General features: G+C 48.5%; 13 protein-coding genes. 9 read left to right on the top strand and 4 right to left on the bottom strand.

Annotated elements, in window-relative coordinates:
* Nucleotides 1-41: 41 nt before the first annotated feature.
* Nucleotides 42-3110, bottom strand: a complete 3069-nt coding sequence (locus AOA63_RS06505; RefSeq protein ID WP_278277064.1) for an efflux RND transporter permease subunit — start codon at nucleotides 3108-3110, stop codon at nucleotides 42-44.
* Between the two features lie 279 nt (nucleotides 3111-3389).
* Here AOA63_RS06505 and AOA63_RS06500 point away from each other — a divergent pair, with 279 nt between their 5' ends.
* From AOA63_RS06500 to AOA63_RS06490, 3 genes are all read left to right on the top strand, one after another.
* Nucleotides 3390-4757, top strand: a complete 1368-nt coding sequence (locus AOA63_RS06500; RefSeq protein ID WP_053958939.1) for a CCA tRNA nucleotidyltransferase — start codon at nucleotides 3390-3392, stop codon at nucleotides 4755-4757.
* Nucleotides 4758-4821: 64 nt separating this feature from the next.
* Nucleotides 4822-5676, top strand: coding sequence for a dioxygenase family protein (locus AOA63_RS06495; protein WP_053958938.1), 855 nt, complete (start codon nucleotides 4822-4824; stop codon nucleotides 5674-5676).
* 210 nt (nucleotides 5677-5886) lie between these two features.
* Nucleotides 5887-6801: a GNAT family N-acetyltransferase gene (locus tag AOA63_RS06490; RefSeq protein ID WP_053958937.1), complete on the top strand. Its 915-nt coding sequence runs from the start codon at nucleotides 5887-5889 to the stop codon at nucleotides 6799-6801.
* 25 nt (nucleotides 6802-6826) lie between these two features.
* On the opposite strand, the gene acnA is transcribed toward AOA63_RS06490, so the two are convergent.
* Nucleotides 6827-9532, bottom strand: a complete 2706-nt coding sequence (acnA, locus tag AOA63_RS06485) for an aconitate hydratase AcnA (protein WP_082343798.1) — start codon at nucleotides 9530-9532, stop codon at nucleotides 6827-6829.
* A gap of 139 nt (nucleotides 9533-9671) precedes the next feature.
* On the opposite strand from acnA, the gene AOA63_RS06480 reads away from it, so the two are divergent.
* From AOA63_RS06480 to AOA63_RS06460, 5 genes are all read left to right on the top strand, one after another.
* Nucleotides 9672-11243 (top strand): peptide chain release factor 3, encoded by a 1572-nt coding sequence (locus AOA63_RS06480; protein WP_082343797.1) that lies wholly within the window; start codon nucleotides 9672-9674, stop codon nucleotides 11241-11243.
* 33 nt (nucleotides 11244-11276) lie between these two features.
* Nucleotides 11277-12230 carry an aldo/keto reductase family protein gene (locus AOA63_RS06475; RefSeq protein ID WP_053958935.1) on the top strand — a complete coding sequence of 318 codons (954 nt, stop codon included), beginning with the start codon at nucleotides 11277-11279 and terminating at the stop codon, nucleotides 12228-12230.
* A 443-nt stretch (nucleotides 12231-12673) separates the two neighbouring features.
* Nucleotides 12674-13177, top strand: a complete 504-nt coding sequence (locus AOA63_RS06470) for an AAA family ATPase (RefSeq protein ID WP_053958934.1) — start codon at nucleotides 12674-12676, stop codon at nucleotides 13175-13177.
* Complete coding sequence (locus AOA63_RS20550; RefSeq protein ID WP_082343796.1) at nucleotides 13153-13602, top strand: RNA-guided endonuclease TnpB family protein; 450 nt, start codon at nucleotides 13153-13155, stop codon at nucleotides 13600-13602. The genes AOA63_RS06470 and AOA63_RS20550 overlap by 25 nt, the downstream gene beginning before the upstream one ends.
* Nucleotides 13603-13889: 287 nt before the next feature.
* A complete protein-coding gene (locus AOA63_RS06460) occupies nucleotides 13890-14690 on the top strand; it encodes a CPBP family intramembrane glutamic endopeptidase (RefSeq protein WP_053958932.1) in 801 nt (266 codons plus the stop codon).
* On the opposite strand, the gene AOA63_RS06455 is transcribed toward AOA63_RS06460, so the two are convergent.
* Both AOA63_RS06455 and AOA63_RS06450 read right to left on the bottom strand, forming a co-directional pair.
* The gene (locus AOA63_RS06455; protein ID WP_053958931.1) at nucleotides 14654-15049 is read right to left on the bottom strand and encodes a MaoC/PaaZ C-terminal domain-containing protein; all 396 of its coding nucleotides are present in this window, start codon (nucleotides 15047-15049) and stop codon (nucleotides 14654-14656) included. The genes AOA63_RS06460 and AOA63_RS06455 overlap by 37 nt on opposite strands.
* Entirely contained in the window at nucleotides 15049-15480 is a 432-nt protein-coding gene (locus AOA63_RS06450; protein ID WP_053958930.1) for an FAS1-like dehydratase domain-containing protein, read from the bottom strand. The genes AOA63_RS06455 and AOA63_RS06450 overlap by 1 nt, the downstream gene beginning before the upstream one ends.
* A gap of 317 nt (nucleotides 15481-15797) precedes the next feature.
* Here AOA63_RS06450 and AOA63_RS06440 point away from each other — a divergent pair, with 317 nt between their 5' ends.
* Nucleotides 15798-17147, top strand: coding sequence for an amidase (locus AOA63_RS06440; protein WP_082343794.1), 1350 nt, complete (start codon nucleotides 15798-15800; stop codon nucleotides 17145-17147).
* Nucleotides 17148-17171 lie beyond the last annotated feature (24 nt).

Raw genomic sequence — 17171 nt, 5'->3', positions numbered from 1 at the left:
AGGTTTCCGGTGAGGGGAGCTTGTGGCGTTCAATCATCACCTTAGGCGGTTTTGATTTGGGAATCTCCAGGATTTTGTCGTGATCGATGTAAAATCCGGTACATAATGGGAACGACGACTAAGGTTAGTAGGGTTGATGTGAATAGGCCACCAATGACCACGACCGCTAAAGAGGCCGAGATGAGACTTCCTTCATTGGCACCGAGTGCTAAAGGTAAGAGCGCGCCAATAGTGGCTAAGGCGGTCATAAGAATGGGACGAAGACGGGTTGAACCAGCTTGGAGCAGGGCGTCATCTAATGCCATGCCCTCGCGGCGGTGCTGCTGGACGAGATCAACCAGCACAATCGCATTGGTGACCACAATACCAATTAACATCAAAAATCCAATGAGGGCCGGAATGCCTAAAGGTTGATGACTGAGATATAAACCCAAGAGGGCACCGATGACGGCCAAGGGTAAGGAAAACAAAATTGCCAAGGGGGCTAAGGCGCCGCCAAACGCTAGGACCATAATCAGATAAACTAACACGATAGCGGCAATAATGGCCTCGCCTAACTGGCTAAATGCCTGTGCTTGTAATTGCGACACTCCTCCCATGACTGTCGAAACGCCCGAAGGAAGATGGGCTTTGGCAATGGCGTGTGCGATTAAGTGGCTAACCTTTCCCACATTTTGAGCGGTGATCACGGCAGACACTGTGGCCGTGGGAATGCCATTAGTTTGAGTAATCGTGGTTTGGACCGATTGCATCGATACGGTGGCCACATGGCTTAAAGGAACACTATGGCCAAGAGGAGTTTGAATGGGCACATCCTTGAAATCGGATAAAGTCATGGTCGAATGATGAGGCAGTTGGAGATAAACAGGAATTGCCGCATTTTGAACCGAAGACAGGGTTCCTACTGGACTGTTCACAAAATACGGGGAGATTTGGCCCAAAATATCGGATGATGTCAAGCCTAAGGCCCTGGCGGCGGAAGGCTTAACCTGCACGCTAATTTCTGGTTGATTGGTCGCTAATTGATTTTGGACCTGACTCACCCCCGGTTGTTGCTGCATAATTCGGGCAACTGTTTGACTGGCTGCTGCTAAATGCGCAGGATTGGATGATTGCACTAAGACTTGCAGTTGATTGGTGCTTGACCCACCTCCAAAGGAACTGCCGGGAGCGACGGCAAACGTGGCCCCGGGTAAATGCAGGGCATTTAAGCGATTATCCAACTCGGTGGCCAGATTTTGAGGATTGGCCGCCTTTGCTAAACTGATAAAGAAATTGGCGACATTGCTTTGCACGATGGATTTGGAGGCTTTGGTGGGGGCTCCTACCGTTGTTTGATATTGGAGGACTCCTGGCAAATGGCGAATCACCTTTTCAACCTGCAGACTATCCGCATTGGTCGCGGTCAGAGTGGTACCAGCGGGTAACACCATTTTGGCATTAAGCGAAGGCGTCGACGTCGGCGGTAAAAAGGCGGTACCAATGGTGGGAACTAATCCGAGACTTCCTACCAGCAAAATAGCCGCGGAAGATAACACTACTAGGGGGTGATGAAGGCTCCACCTAAGAATTTTGCGGTAAAGGCGGGCGGGAGCCCATTCATGCTTCGTTTCTATCTGTCCTTTACCCAAAAAGACATGAATGAGTATGGGATTGACCACTAGAGCTACAAACCACGAGGCAATGAGGGAAAAAACCACCGTAAAGGCAAAGGGCCGGAAAAACTCGCCGACAATCCCACTTACCAGGCCAATGGGGAAAAACACGCCAATCGTGGTCAGAGTCGATGCGGTAATGGCAGAAGCCACTTCTTTGGCCCCGTGAATGATGGCGTCAGCTCCCCGTTGCCCGGTAGCTTGCATTCTTCGGTAAACGCTTTCCAACATTACGATACTATCATCCACCACACGCCCCACGGCCACGGCCATGCCGCCCAAAGTCATCATATTCAAGGTGATGCCTATGGCATGAAGCACAATCATACTAATAAAGATGGACAAGGGGATGGCGACAACCGCAACCAAAGTCGAGCGGCCATTCCATAAGAAGAAAGCAATCACAATGACGGCCAAAATCGCCCCTAAAATCGCTTCACGAGCCATGCCGTTGACCGAGGCTTTAATGTTGGTAGCTTGATTTTGAAGGACAGATAGTGTCACACCTTTGGGCAACTGAGATTGTAAGGTGTTAATTTGTTGCAAAACATTATGCGCGACGTCGACGGTGTTCGCATCAGAGGTTTCGATTACATTCAGGGTGACACTGGGATGACCATCAAGACGGCTGATCGTACTCGCTGGAGCTTTTACGGTGTTGATGGTGGCTACACTTTTTAGGGTCAACGGATTCGCTGATAGCTTCCCATGAGGCATCGTGGATGTGTCTTCCAGCGACGGATTTGTGGCGACAATCGGCAAGTTAGCCAGTTGTTCTGGCGTATGGGCAGAAGGAACGGCCACAACGGAAATCCCTTTATTATTCATGACAGCTTGCCCTAACGGAAAGGTTTTTAACGCGTCTTGCACATCCGTAGAAATTTCTTCCGGACTTAAATGATGTGCCTGGAGCGCTTGGGGATTCAAAGTAATTTGAATAGCAGGACTATCAACGCCAGCCACCGTCACAGAAGATACACCACTCACGGAAGATAGCGCGGGCGCTATGATATGGTTCGCAATGTGTCCTAATTGAGACAATGAGGGGCCGGATAATGACAGAATCATAATGGGTAAGGCATTTAAATCTAATGTATTAATGGTCGGCGTCAAGGCGCCTTGAGGTAAGGCAATACCTTGTAATGCACGCGTTACGGCACTGTCGGTTTGCGAGGTGTTGACGCCGACATTAAATTCTGCCGTGACCACCGAATAGCCCTCACTCGATGTCGAATTAACTGAAGAGATGTTAGGCAGCCCAATTAACGCTTCTTCGATGGGCGCTGTGACGTCTTGAGCGACGGTTTTCGGCGGTGCTGAAGGATATTGTGTTACAATATTGACAACGGGTGCATTAATACTGGGAAAACTTTCTATTGGCATTTGAAATAGTGACCAGATGCCTCCGGTAATACCTATAACCACCAACAGTATAATAAAAGTGACATTATTCAGTGCGGCCTTCGTCAGTCGGTAAATAATAGACCCTCCTTCAACCCTGTCGGACCAATGGACGGGGCAATATCTTGAAATAATCCGTTAGTACAACAAATCAAATGAATGTTACAAGATTTTTAGCAAAACTGCAAACGCTCTATCACCCGGGTGATAAAGATTTTCTGTGAACATTACAGGGGTGGACAGGGATTAGGTTCAGAATTAAAGAAAATCTGGAATAGGGAAACGTTAGCGGATAAGATGATAAGGCGGATGACGAAGGTGAGGAGGGGCACCATGGAGCAGCCATGGCGCAAGCAAATTCCATTAATGGTTAGACGCTTATGGTCGCAATTACAGACACCTCATGTGCCGACATATTTAGTCGGAGGCGCTGTAAGGGATTTGTTGCGCGGTGTGAGGCCGCATGATTACGACCTGGCGTCTTCAAGGACGCCCGAACAGGTAATGGACTGGGCGCATCAGCATGGGTGGCGAGTGATTGCCACGGGACTACGGTTTGGCACAGTGAGCTTGTATGATCCACATTCACCGCATTGTATTATCGAGCATACAACTTTGCGACGGGAAGGGCGCTATCATGATGGGCGTCATCCTGAACAAGTCGTCTGGACCGATGATATTGAAGAGGATCTAGCGCGGCGGGACTTTACGATGAATGCCCTCGCCCTCACCTGGGAAGGGCGTCTGATTGACCCATATGGAGGGCAGGACGATTTGAAGCGGGGAATTATTACCTGTGTAGGGGATGCCCACCGTCGATTGTCTGAGGATCCTTTACGAATCTGGCGGGCCCTGCGCTTTGTGGGCATGGATCACCACGGCCAACCATTTCAACTGGCACCATCTCTGGAGTATGCAATAGGACACTTATGGCCGCAATTGACACGGATCAGCGTCGAGCGCCAACGAGACGAGTTATGGCGTCTGTTACAGTCTGTGCATTTTGCGCGGGCGTTGTGGAAAGCGGAGCGCTTGGGCTTATTGGCAGTCATATGGCCCCACTGGCGCATGACGCAAGGATTTGTTCAGCGAAATCCCTATCACCGGTATATGTTAAACCACCATTTATTGTATACTGCAGGGGAAGGTCCGACGCCTTTATTGCGGTTAGCCGGGCTCTTACATGATATTGGCAAACCATGGACCTATACGCTGGATGCAAATGGACAAGGACATTTTTATGGTCACGCTGAAAAAGGCGCGGTTTTGGCCAAAAACCTGTTGGAATCGCTGCATTTCGATCACAAAACGATTGCAAGCGTTACCGCATTAATTGCTCATCACATGTATCCCTGGGAAAACGTACAAGCGAAAACGTTGAGGCGTATTGCCCGAGAATGGGGAGACGAGCACGTTCAACAATTGTGGATCTTACGCAAAATGGATATTATTGGAGCCGGATATCAAGATCATTGGGTCTCTGAAGAGATGGTGAAACGCCGCTGGAATGAGGCTTTCATTCATTCCTCTTCGCGAAGACGCTTAGCCATCAATGGCAAGGATATTATGCGCTGGCTCAATCTCTCCCCGGGTCCCGAGGTCGGGAAATGGCTCAAACAAGTACAGATGTGGGTTGATGACGATCCGGCGGTTAATGACCCATATATTCTAAAGGAGCGAATTCTTAAGGCCATAAAATAGGATCGGCAGGGGATCATGGGCCAATGGTTCTCTACCGATCCGCCGGGAAAAGAGGTGGCATCTAATGGCCCTTTTAGGCGGAATTTATGCACCAAACACGCCAACCTTGATTGGCGATCTGGGAATTCGTCACGAGGCGACGGAACAGGCATTGAAAGATCTGGGTCAGCGTATTCAAGGTTTGTCACCTATTGACGCGGTTGTCGTTATTTCGCCGCATTTTGTGACAGGAACAGGTTTTGGTCTTGTAAACTCTTCGCCTTTGCGGCAAATCTTTGATTTTGCAGGATTTCCGTCTTCATTTTATCAGGTGCATTATACACCGCCCGGCGCCGCTGATGTGGTGCAGGCATTAGAGCAATTATCACGGCAAGCACAAATTCCGATCGCAATCACAGACCAATGGGGACTAGATCACGGGGCATGGGCACCGTTATATCACCTGTTCCCTGCCGCAAATATTCCTGTGGTCCCGATTTCCATTTGCCCGGAATTAGGCCCGGTCGCCCACGAGGCATTAGGACAACAAATTCACCAATTGGCCAAGAAATTTCATCTTTTGGTCCTGGCGACAGGATCGTTGATTCATCGCTTGGATTTGTGGAATCAGGATATGTCGAGTTATCCCGACGATGCTCGCCAATATCTCAGGGTGGCAAAAGAAGCGTTTGGGTTAGGGCAGTGGGAGATTCTATGGAATGCTCCAGAAGTCTGGCGAGAGCAAGCTGCTCCTGAAGGAGGAGAATTGCCCTTGCGGGTCTTGGCTGGCGCTATTCCTTCATACTGTGCGGAAATTCTTGCCGAGGAAGAGGAATTTTCAGCCGTTTCGTTGACGACAGTTTTTTTTGAGCCCACTGGTGACAAAGACGCGTGTGATGAAAGAGGTTTTCGGACTAAGTCCATTAGCGAGGATTTTTAGACTGTGCGTCATCCTTTCTCTGGGGATGTCAAAGACATTGTGCTGGGATACACACATCACAAGACCTCCTGAACTTTCTGGGGCGAGAAATGCCGGAACACAGCTTATCTTGGGCACGTGGTGAGAATTAAATAACGTCATTTTTTGACACGACGATCTGAGACCCCAGTAATGAGGATTGCTCGCTTGCGGAGAAAGTGAGGATGGATTATGAGAAAACTTCAAGGGCCCCGAGAAATATCTTTCCCTGACTTTACCTGCCGCGTCCGGGACTATTTACTGGAATCAGAAGCCGCGCATAATTTGCTATGGGGATTAATCGGTCAGTTGAGTAGGGATCCCTTAATTGCAGAGAAAGCTTATTGGGTAAGTATTGAGAATGAGAGCGGCGCCGTTTGTGGGGTGGCATTGCGCACAGAAGGCCATCAACTGGTTTTATCCGATTTTCGCGACGAACAAGCGGTCGCTGAGCTAGCCCGGGAACTGTATCATGATCATATTGATTTGCCCGGAGTCCTTGGACCTGCAGCCGTGGCCAAAATATTTAGTGAAACATGGACGAAGCTGATGGCTTGTCAATCTCAGCTGTTGATACGTGAACAGATTTATGAATTAACGGCAGCTTCCTTGCATGCTCAATCCCTGGCTGATGGGGAAGAGATGGTTCAGCTGACAGATCAAGACGATGTAGAATGGTTGGTATCATGGATTCATGAGTTTGAACGGGAAGCGATGCCGGAATTCGTTTCGAGTTTGGAACAGGCCAGGACACTCGTTCAAAATCGATTACGAAATTCTATCCGTGACGGAGGGTTTTTCATATTAAAAGACGCTGGGATGCCCCGGAGCGTTGTGGGCTATGCTCATCCTACGCCGCATGGGATTCGTATCGCCCCAGTTTATACTCCGCCATGTTGGCGCAACTACGGCTATGCGAGCCGCCTTGTTGCATTGAGTTGTCAAAAACTTTTAGAGTTCGGATATACTCACATTTATTTATTTGCTGACAAGGCTAATCCAGCTGCTAATCGTGTCTACCAGCAAACGGGTTTTCAGATGGTGCGTGAGGTCAATCAATATCAATTTACCGAAGTCCATTCTTATGCATCCGGCGAAGACGGATAAGGGTCTTCGCCGGGGTTTTCAGATGTTAGGCCAGATGATTTAATACGGTTTGAAGGATACCATTGTTGTGGAAATACTCAATTTCTACGGGTGTGTCTAACCGGGAGATGACCGCAAAGCTCTTTGGAGTTTGCGTGTGCGGTGAGTAAATGTTCACGCTGACTCTGGCTCCTGGGGTAAGCGGAGACGGCAAGATGACATCCAATGTTTCGTCTCCAGTCAATGCCCATGATTGGGCGGATTCACCCGGCATAAATTGCAAGGGCAAAATGCCCATACCAACGAGATTGCTTCGGTGAATGCGCTCAAAACTTTCAGCAATTACCGCGTGCACGCCCAGCAATTTGGGACCTTTCGCTGCCCAGTCCCGGGAACTTCCCGCTCCATATTCTTTACCCGCAATAACGACCAGAGGGATCCCTTGAGCCTTATAAGTCATGGCCGCGTCAAAAATCGGTAGCACCTCACCAGATGGGTAGACGCGGGTAATTCCGCCTTCACTGCCTGGCACCATGAGATTATGAATCCGGATATTGGCAAACGTCCCGCGCATCATCACCTCGTGATTACCGCGTCGTGATCCGTACGAATTGAAATCATGCGGAGCCACCTGATGGGACAAAAGATACTGTCCGGCAGGACTATCAACGGGGATGTTACCGGCCGGGGAAATATGATCGGTTGTCACCGAGTCGCCGAAAATGGCAAGAATACGGGCATTATGAATATCCCCGCTGAGTCTTTCCTGCACGTCGAAAAACGGAGGTTTTTGAATATAGGTTGAGGATTGATCCCATGAATAGGTGCTGCCTGAGATTTCGGGTAACTGATTCCATAATGGGTTGGCCCCAAACACTTCCTCATATTGTTCAGTAAACAACAAGGGCTGGAGTGCTTTTGCCAGCGTATCTTGAATTTCGTGATTACTGGGCCAAATATCGCGGAGGAATACGGGGTGGTTTTCGGCGTCATAACCTAATGGATCGTCATGCCAATTAATCCGCATGGTGCCCGCTAAGGCATAGGCCACCACCAGAGGAGGCGACGCTAAATAATTGGCCTTGACTAAAGGATGCACACGGCCTTCAAAGTTGCGGTTTCCGCTTAAGACAGCGGCCACTGTTAAATCATGTTCTTGAATCGCTTGAGAGACTAAAGGGGGTAAGGGCCCACTATTCCCGATGCACGTGGTGCAACCATAACCGACAATGTCAAAGCCTAATTGTTCCAAAAAGGGTAATAAGCCAGCAGCTTTTAAGTAGGCTGTAACGACACGCGAACCAGGGGCTAGAGATGTTTTGACATAAGATTTGACCTTTAGGCCACGTTCGACAGCTTTTTTGGCCAGCAGTCCTGCGCCGATCATGACAGAAGGATTAGAGGTATTGGTGCAGCTAGTAATGGCGGCTATTACCACAGAGCCTTGACCAATCGTTTCTTGATGTCCATCTTCCCAGGTAATGGTAGCGGTTTTGCGGGTTTGATCGGGGGTCAGACCGAATCCTCGTTGGCTAACATCTTGGCGAAGGGATTGTTCAAAGGCTTCAGGCATTTCGGTGAGATCAACGCGGTCTTGGGGACGTTTGGGACCTGCCAAACTGGCGCGAACATCGGCCAGATCCAGTTCGATGACTTCTGAGAATTGAGGATCTGGCGCATCCTTTGTGCGGAAGAGTCCTTGTTCTTTAAGATACCATTCAGTGAGACGGACATGCTGATCATCCCGTCCGGTTTGTCGTAAATACCGGATGGTTTCATCATCGACCGGGAAAAATCCCATGGTCGCCCCATATTCTGGCGCCATGTTGGCAACCGTGGCACGATCGGCAATACTCATTTGCGCCACACCAGGACCAAAAAATTCTACAAATTTGCCGACAACGCCATGCCGGCGGAGAATCTGGGTAATCGTCAAGGCCAAATCGGTAGCGGTAACCCCTTCACGGAGTTGACCCGTTAATCGGAATCCGATCACGGCAGGGGCCACAAATGACAGGGGCTGACCTAACATATTGGCTTCGGCTTCAATGCCGCCAACACCCCAACCTAGAACACCCAAACCGTTAATCATGGTGGTATGAGAGTCGGTACCGACTACGGAATCCGGAAAGACCAGAATCCCGTCCTCGTCCTCACGCTGGGCCACGACCGACGCGAGATATTCTAAATTTACTTGATGAACAATGCCCGTACCCGGAGGAACCACGCGGAAATTGCGAAAGGCTTTTTGCGCCCATTTCAACAGGCGATATCGTTCATTGTTCCGTTGAAATTCTCGTTCTGTATTAATTTGCAATGCGGTGGGTGTTCCGAACGCATCGACTTGAACCGAATGGTCTATGACTAAATCAACTGGGATCAAAGGATTGATCTGGGTGGGATCTTTGTGAAGACGAAATGCCTCATCACGCATGGTGGCTAAATCGACAACTGCCGGCACCCCTGTGAAATCTTGTAACACAACTCGAGCCGGTTTAAAAGGAATGTCACCACTAGCGGAAGGATTAAGCGGATCCCAGTGAGCTAGACGCAAGACATCGTCTTTGGTGATTTGATGACCATCCATTTGTCGTAATAAAGATTCCAACAAGATTTTTACGGAAAAAGGAAGAGTATTAATGGAGGTCGAATTTTCTGAGTTTAGTGCATCAAGACGATAATAAATAATCGGGAGGCCTTCGAAATCCGTCTTAACGCGGGCATTAAATTCATCATGCTGCCTGTCTTTCAATGTCTGTCACCTCGATTTTGAACTCTGTAGACAGAAAGAGCCATGACTATTGTAAACCACTTTTGCTTGTTGTCGATGTGTGAAGCGGCGTTTAGGATGATATAATTTACCGGTAATCATCAGAAGGAGCGGGAATATTGTGAGCACGTTGCAAGATAACATTGTGTCTGGGCGAACATTTGCCATCATTTCACATCCGGATGCTGGAAAAACAACTTTGACTGAAAAACTTCTCTTGTTTGGTGGTGCCATCCGTGAAGCTGGGGCGGTAAAAGCTCGCCGGCAACAAGCTCATGCCCGTTCCGATTGGATGGCCATTGAGCAACAACGGGGAATTTCTGTCACATCGACCGTTTTGCAGTTTCATTACAACGGATATCGGGTGAACTTGTTGGACACTCCTGGCCACCAAGACTTTAGTGAAGATACATATCGTACGCTTTTAGCCGCGGATAGTGTGGTCATGGTAATTGATGCGGCCAAAGGTGTGGAACCACAGACGGTGAAACTTTTTCAAGTTGCCTCGAGCCGTCACATTCCGGTCTTTACGTTCATTAACAAGTTAGATCGGGAGGGGCGGGATCCCTGGGATCTTCTTCAAGAAATTGAGCAAGTCTTGGGGATCCAAACATATCCCATGAATTGGCCTGTAGGCATGGGATTAGATTTCCGCGGCATTTATGATATTCATCATCAGCGGTTTGAACATTTTGACCGAGCGAACCAGGATTACCGGATTGTGGATTACGCCGCTATGCAGGATCAAATTCCCGAAGATCAACGGCACGCCTTGGAAGAGGCCTTAGAGTTAATTATGGATGCCGGAGAGCCTTTTTCCGAACAGAAGGTCACGCAAGGACTGTTGAGCCCCGTGTTTTTTGGAAGTGCCATTGCGAATTTCGGTGTCAAGTCCTTTCTGGACACGTTTTTGAAGCTTGCGCCGCCTCCAACACCTCGTCCTAGTACGATAGGCCTCATCGATCCAGCTCGTGACGGCTTTAGCGGTTTTGTATTTAAGATTCAGGCCAATATGAATCCCCAGCATCGCGACCGCATTGCTTTTGTTCGCATAGTCTCGGGACGTTTTGAAAGGGGCATGGCGGTCAACCATATCCGTTCGGGACGGATCATTCGATTAAGCCAACCCCAGCAATTTTTAGCACAAGACCGGTTCATTGTGGAAGAAGCTTTTGCGGGTGATGTGATTGGGTTACATGATCCTGGCCTTTTCCATATCGGGGATACCTTGACGGAAGGCGAACAGTTTGAATTTACTGGGTTTCCCCGGTTTAGCCCCGAACACTTTGCCGAAATCGAACTCAAATATGCCCTGAAACACAAACAATATCAACGCGGTCTCAGCGAATTAACGGAAGAAGGATTGATTCAGGTCTTCCATCCCATGGATTTAGGGCCCCAAATCTATTTAGGCGTAGTCGGACCACTGCAATTTGAAGTTTTGGAATACCGGATGAAAATGGAATATGGGGTCGATATTACCATTCGTCCCCTGAACTATTCCATTGCACGGTGGATAGAAGGCCCATTACCCGAACTAGGCCGTTTTGATAGGGCACGGGTGGTGTTAGACGCCGATGAACAACCTGTACTCCTCGTAGAAGACGAATATACCCTAGCACGCTTGCAAGAAAAACATCCAAATATGCGATTGCACGAGTCGTCGCTATTGGTTTCACCATATTTGTCATAAGCGGATTGGTCGACATTTAAGGGGGATTGTTCAATGAAGTATCGACGATTAGGAAGGGCCGGAATCAAAGTCTCAGAGATTGCCTTAGGAAGTTGGCTGACTTATGGGACAGTCACGGAACAGAATACAGCTGAAGCCTGTGTTCATCAGGCTTATGAGCTCGGTATTAATCATTTTGACTGCGCCAATGTGTATGGTAGTACTCCGCACGAGGCCGAGCGATTTTTGGCCAAGGCCTTGCAACCCTTTCCCCGTGATTCCTATGTGCTGACGACTAAAGCATTCTGGCCGGTGGGACCGGGAGTCAATGATCGGGGCCTCAGCCGAAAGCACCTAACTAGTCAATTAGAGCAGAGCTTAAAAGCCCTCAACACGGATTATGTCGATATTTTTTACTGTCACCGGTATGATCCGGACACCGAAATGGAAGAAATTGTGAGCACTATTGACGACTTTGTACGGCAAGGTAAAGTGCGTTACGGTGGAATTAGTGAATGGCCAGCGGAGAAAATTGCTGAGGCCGTGCAAGTGCAAAGTGTATTAGGAACACATCCCCTGCGCGCCAGTCAACCCGTTTATAATATGTTTAACCGATATATCGAACAAGCCGTTTTACCGTTATGCGAACAATATGGGCTTGGCGTAGTCGTATTTTCTCCATTAGCTCAAGGACTCTTGACGGGAAAATACCGCAAAGGCCAGCCATTGCCTCCGGGTTCGCGGGCAACGACTGAAAAAATTAGTCATTTCATTACTCGGTATCTGACTGACGAAAATTTTGCCAAAGTGGAAGATTTGTTGTCCGTGGCTAACGATTTGGGAATATCTTTAAGCCAATTAGCTTTAGCTTGGGTACTACGCCAACCTGCTATTTCTAGCGCCTTGATTGGAGCCTCAAAACCCGAACAGGTGGTAGAGAATGTTAAGGCGGTCGATGTCCAGTTACCCTTGGATGTATTAAAACATATCGATCAGATTTTGCAGTAATTCCGGTTCTCTGAGCGGGGCTGAACCTTTTCGGGACAGCCCCTTTAATTTACCTTTCGTGGAAAGGTGGCGGAGAAGATACCACAATCCTCTTTACTGTGCGCTAATCCTTGTAATGACGATGTTCCTTGAGTGTTACCGTTGAGATTCCCGATCCTCCCATGATTCGCCGCGAAAACCAAGCGGTGGTCGGGGAAATTCGCGTGGCCATGAGTCAGAGCCCAGCGCATCCCTAATAAGCCATTTTATAACTGCGAGCCAGCCATAGGTCCAAAGTTGATTGAAATCAATGTTGACTCTTCTGATCTACGGGCGCAAGTGCATTGCTGTCTTGTCTGTATAAAAACCTAAGACATAGGAGTCTTCAGAAGAATCGTGTGCCCATATTAGTTTCCATCAATAGTCCCTTAACGTCTACTACTAATTCCTGGAGAGGTGATCGGATGTATATCCTCGTCAACGGCCTACCCGGCTCAGGAAAGAGCACATTAGCAGCAGCCTTAGGTCACGCTTTACAGTGGCCGATTCTTGAAAAAGATCAGTTCAAAGAGATATTGTTTGATGCGTTGGGTGTAGGCGACCGGGAATGGTCTCGTAAGCTCGGCATTATCAGCATTACATTAATGTACCGTCTTGCAAGAACATTGCCTCATGCCATTCTTGATAGTGTGTTTGATCGCCATCTGGCGCCCAGGGATTTAGCTGAGTTGAATGGCCCGATGGTGGAAATTTATTGTGCTTGCCCTCCGGAGATTGCTGAACAGCGGTTTCATGCCAGACAGCTACATTCACGCCATGAAGGCCATTTCAGTGGGGGTATAGATTTTTCTGAATGGATAGCTAAAGCTGGGGAACCCCTGGCTATTTGTCCTGTGCTTCGTGTCGATACAACAAAACCAATAAATATAATAGACACATTGTCATGGATTGCCCAATACAATCATTGAACGAGATGATCAGTAGAGGCGGTTCTGGTAGTAGTAGGGAAAAATACTGCCGACGACGCCGTTCTTTCTGCGGAATCCAACATGTCTACGACCATGTGGCGAACCAGCGCAAGGACCATTGGCACAAGGTCAGCCGATCATTGGTAGACCGTTACGAGCTGGGGTGCATGGAGGATTCGCCAGTGAAAGGGATGATGAAAAATCATCGTCTGGCACAATCCATTGCGAATGCAGGATGGGGTAAACTCGGAGCCTACTTAGAGCACAAGGCACAAAACGCAGGAAAGCAACTAATTAAAGTGTCACCTCATCACACCACGCAACTCTGTAGTGGAGGTTGCGGAACCTTGGTAAAAAAAGACCTATCGATTCGTATGCACAAGTGCCCGACATGCGGACGGGAGATGGACCGAGATGTCAACTGAGCGATCAACATTCTACATCGAGGGTTAGAAATCCTACGGCCAGTCAGCTAACTGGTCTGTATCACATAGGCAGGGAACGGGCCGAATTGACGCCTGTGGAAATCATGTAAGACCTGCTTCGGCAGGCGGTGGTCGATGAAGCAAGAAGCTCTCGCCGCTATGCGAAGCGAAGACGGGAGCAGTTCACTGTGGTTGATTTCTTTGTCGGATGGACAACATGAAGGTTTAGGTAGTTTATTGGCATAGAATCGTGACGGATCGATTATGCATGTACAGGGTGAATTATTGTGAAGAAACTGCGATTACTTGAGAAATTTTGGCCAGGCGTATTCACTCCGCCGGCCCAGACCTTTCTCCAACCCATGGCATCCATTGCAGCCTGGCGTGTATTTCTTGCCACTGTAATGGGTGGTTGCGCGGTGTTGATCTTGGGCAATGTTACAAAAAGCAGCATGGCGGGTTATGGATATGGAGCGGTGTTGTTTACAGCGTTGAGCTGGCCTTATGTACCGAAATTACTCAAAACGATTCACTGGACAGATGCGACAATAGCGCAATCGGTCTTATTGCTCATTGCCAGCATAGGATTAGGAGAGGCGGCCCAGCGTATTTTGGGCTTCAATCCACAAGCCCAGGGCATGAAACATATGAATTGGCCAATTGCTATTCATTTATTGTGGCAATTTCCTCTGGTTCTTCCCGTTGAAAATCTTTTGTTAATCGGATCCATGGCGTGGCTTTGGAAATTTCTTCGACCGGTGTCGCCAGGAAATCGATTGGGTGTCGCAGTTTTAAGTGCGGCCTTATTTGGATTATGGCATGTCCCATTCTGGGGTGCATGGACAATGTGGACTATCTCTTTCAGTGTTTTGCCATGGACGGTATATATGATGGCCACGGGTGACATCCTTGTTCCCCTTATCGCGCATATCTTGATGGACGTAATCGCCATGATTTCGACCTTTGCTCCCCCTAACCGCTTCACGACCCATCTATTGTGGCCGCTTTTAGCAATTGGGCTGATTCTCTTGGGCTTAGCCCATTCTCTTTATCAAGACTGGCGTGTTAAACGGCGTAAAATTGCCTGACCGATGACAGCGGGCTTGTCGGCATCAGATACTTGGATGTTTAAGGCGACATGAAGCGTTTCGTCATCGATACGCTTGACGGTTCCTGAAAAGATCAGGGATTCATTGGGACGGACAATTTGACGGAAACGCGCAGAAAATTCCTTCAGGACAAACCCTTGAGCATAAAGCGGTGTTAAAAGATTGTCGAATAATCCCATGTTGAGCATGCCGTGAACAATGACACCAGGGAGATTGTACTGTTTTGCGATCTCGGTGTCATAATGAATGGGATTAAAGTCTCCCGACGCAGCCGCATATCGAATAAGTTGTTCACGGGTTATGATTTTTGTCCATGGGCCAAGTTTTTCTGGGATCATTAGACCGGCTCCTTTAGAGTAATAATGAACAACGAGCGGGACACAAACACCATGTCACCCAGAAGATTGTGTGCGACAGTCTTTAAGGTTAGAAAAACGGTTGATCCCCGCTTTTTCAGGTTGTCGACGCAGGCTACGACTTGTATTTCATCTCCCGCTGTGAGAGGAAGAGCATATTCGAATTGTTGCTCACCGTGAATAATTCCGGCAGCCGGAAGTTCAAACCCAGGAATTTCCCCCGCGGTTAAAGTAAAAGCAAAGGTCGGTGGGGCAATGATATCCCGGTATCCTTCCGACTGCGCGGCTTCTTTATCGAAATATGGGGGATAGGTGAGTTCGAGGGATTGGGAAAATTGTTTCAGCATCTCCCGATCGATGTGATAAGTTTTGGGGGATGAACATCGTCCAATGAGATCCTCCGTCCATTTCATTGTTGTCATCCTTCCTGCTCATTTGTGACTTTCCATAAATCAAATAATTTTACGCGGGCGCGGGCTGTCGCTAAGCATTGGCATTGTATACTAAAACTATCAAAATCATCAAGACATTCGGGGAGTTGATGGAAAACGGTGGATGACGAAAAGACCGTTCGGACGATGTTACGGGACATTCTATTACTCGATACCGAGGCATGTTTGCAGCCTCTTTGGAAGGCTTCTGGGATGGATATTCTTCTTCATGGATTAACTCCGAGGGCTCTTAATCCCTATGAGCCGTGGTCCCCGCGAATCTCTCGGCAAGGGGTGCGATGATGCCATCTCAAATTAAGGCAATCCATCAAGCATTTGTAACGGGACAGCATGATCCTGTGTCCTGGCTAGACCAGTTGACAGATAAGATTCATCAGGTGCAACAACGGACAAATGCATTCATCCATTTAGATATCGAGCGGGCCAGGACGACCGCTGAAGCATCGTGGCGACGCTACCGCAGCGGCACAACTTTGAGTGTCTTAGATGGTATAATTGTTGGCCTTAAAGACTTGTTTGAAACCGCAAATATGCCGACGACAGCCGGATCACAAATTCTTCAAAATTATCGCCCTAATCATGATGCCGTTATTGTTTCACAGCTACGCCTGATGGGTGCTAATCTCGATTTAGGCAAACTCAACCTTCACGAATTTGCTTTTGGTCCAACCAGCACGAGTTCATTTTATGGGCCTGTTCGACACCCTCTAGACGCTTCGAAAATGGCTGGCGGATCGAGTGGCGGCTCAGCAGTCGTGGTCGCTACCGAGCTCATGCCCCTTGCCTTAGGAACGGATACCGGAGGATCTGTGCGGATTCCTGCGGCCTTGTGTGGAATTATTGGATTAAAACCGACGTACGACCGGATTAGCCGACAAGGCGTTATTCCTTTGTCATGGACTTTAGATCATGTGGGACCCATGGCCAAGGATATAGAGGACATTGCGTTGTTTTTGGATCTTCTATTTCCTGAAGAGCGGTTTCAAGAACACATGATGGCTCAGTGCCCGTCATTAAACATTCTCGTGCCCAGTGGTCCTCTTGGTATGGCAGTAGACCAAGACTTACAGCACCGGTTTGAACACGCCCTTGAGAGGTTATCCTTAATCCCGGGTGTTCATATCGATATCGTTCCCTTGCCTGAATTGGAGCGTATTCGGGCCGCTCAACTTGTTATTATTGGCGCCGAAGCGGCCAATTATCATTGGAAATGGTTACAGGAACGGCCTTTAGATTATCAGCCAGATGTTCGCGAACGCTTAATCTCGCGTGCTTCCTATCTTGCGGTGCAGTATATCGAGGGCTTGCGTGCTCGTCAGGAATTGCAAGACATTTACCAAAAGTTATTAGATCGTTACGATGTTATGATTTTACCCACGGTTCCCATTTATCCGCCTGATCTCACCGCCCAAGAAGTGCGTGGCTATGACGAGCACCCAGTCGATGTCAGGAACTTATTGGTGTGGATGACGTCGCCATTTAATCTGCTAGGATTACCGGCTTTGACCATGCCTGTCGGCCATAACGATCAGGGTTTTGCAGCCTCGGCGCAAATCGTGGGGAACTATGGGCACGAGGGAAAGTTGTTGCAGGTTGCAAAAATGTGGCAAGATGCGCTGTCTGCATAGAGAATTAACGAGAACCTCATGCTA

The organism is Sulfobacillus thermosulfidooxidans (genome assembly GCF_001280565.1).
GTDB lineage: Bacteria > Bacillota > Sulfobacillia > Sulfobacillales > Sulfobacillaceae > Sulfobacillus > Sulfobacillus thermosulfidooxidans_A.
This window is presented reverse-complemented; position numbering and strand designations above follow the sequence as displayed.

What these genes read in the sequence shown, in the direction of transcription:
- AOA63_RS06500 (WP_053958939.1), top strand. Translation starts at nt 3,390, where the DNA reads ATGGAGCAGCCATGGCGCAAGCAAATTCCATTAATGGTTAGACGCTTA.
- AOA63_RS06495 (WP_053958938.1), top strand. Translation starts at nt 4,822, where the DNA reads ATGGCCCTTTTAGGCGGAATTTATGCACCAAACACGCCAACCTTGATT.
- AOA63_RS06490 (WP_053958937.1), top strand. Translation starts at nt 5,887, where the DNA reads ATGAGAAAACTTCAAGGGCCCCGAGAAATATCTTTCCCTGACTTTACC.
- AOA63_RS06475 (WP_053958935.1), top strand. Translation starts at nt 11,277, where the DNA reads ATGAAGTATCGACGATTAGGAAGGGCCGGAATCAAAGTCTCAGAGATT.
- AOA63_RS06470 (WP_053958934.1), top strand. Translation starts at nt 12,674, where the DNA reads ATGTATATCCTCGTCAACGGCCTACCCGGCTCAGGAAAGAGCACATTA.
- AOA63_RS20550 (WP_082343796.1), top strand. Translation starts at nt 13,153, where the DNA reads ATGGATTGCCCAATACAATCATTGAACGAGATGATCAGTAGAGGCGGT.
- AOA63_RS06455 (WP_053958931.1), bottom strand. Translation starts at nt 15,049, where the DNA reads ATGATCCCAGAAAAACTTGGCCCATGGACAAAAATCATAACCCGTGAA.
- AOA63_RS06450 (WP_053958930.1), bottom strand. Translation starts at nt 15,480, where the DNA reads ATGAAATGGACGGAGGATCTCATTGGACGATGTTCATCCCCCAAAACT.
- AOA63_RS06440 (WP_082343794.1), top strand. Translation starts at nt 15,798, where the DNA reads ATGATGCCATCTCAAATTAAGGCAATCCATCAAGCATTTGTAACGGGA.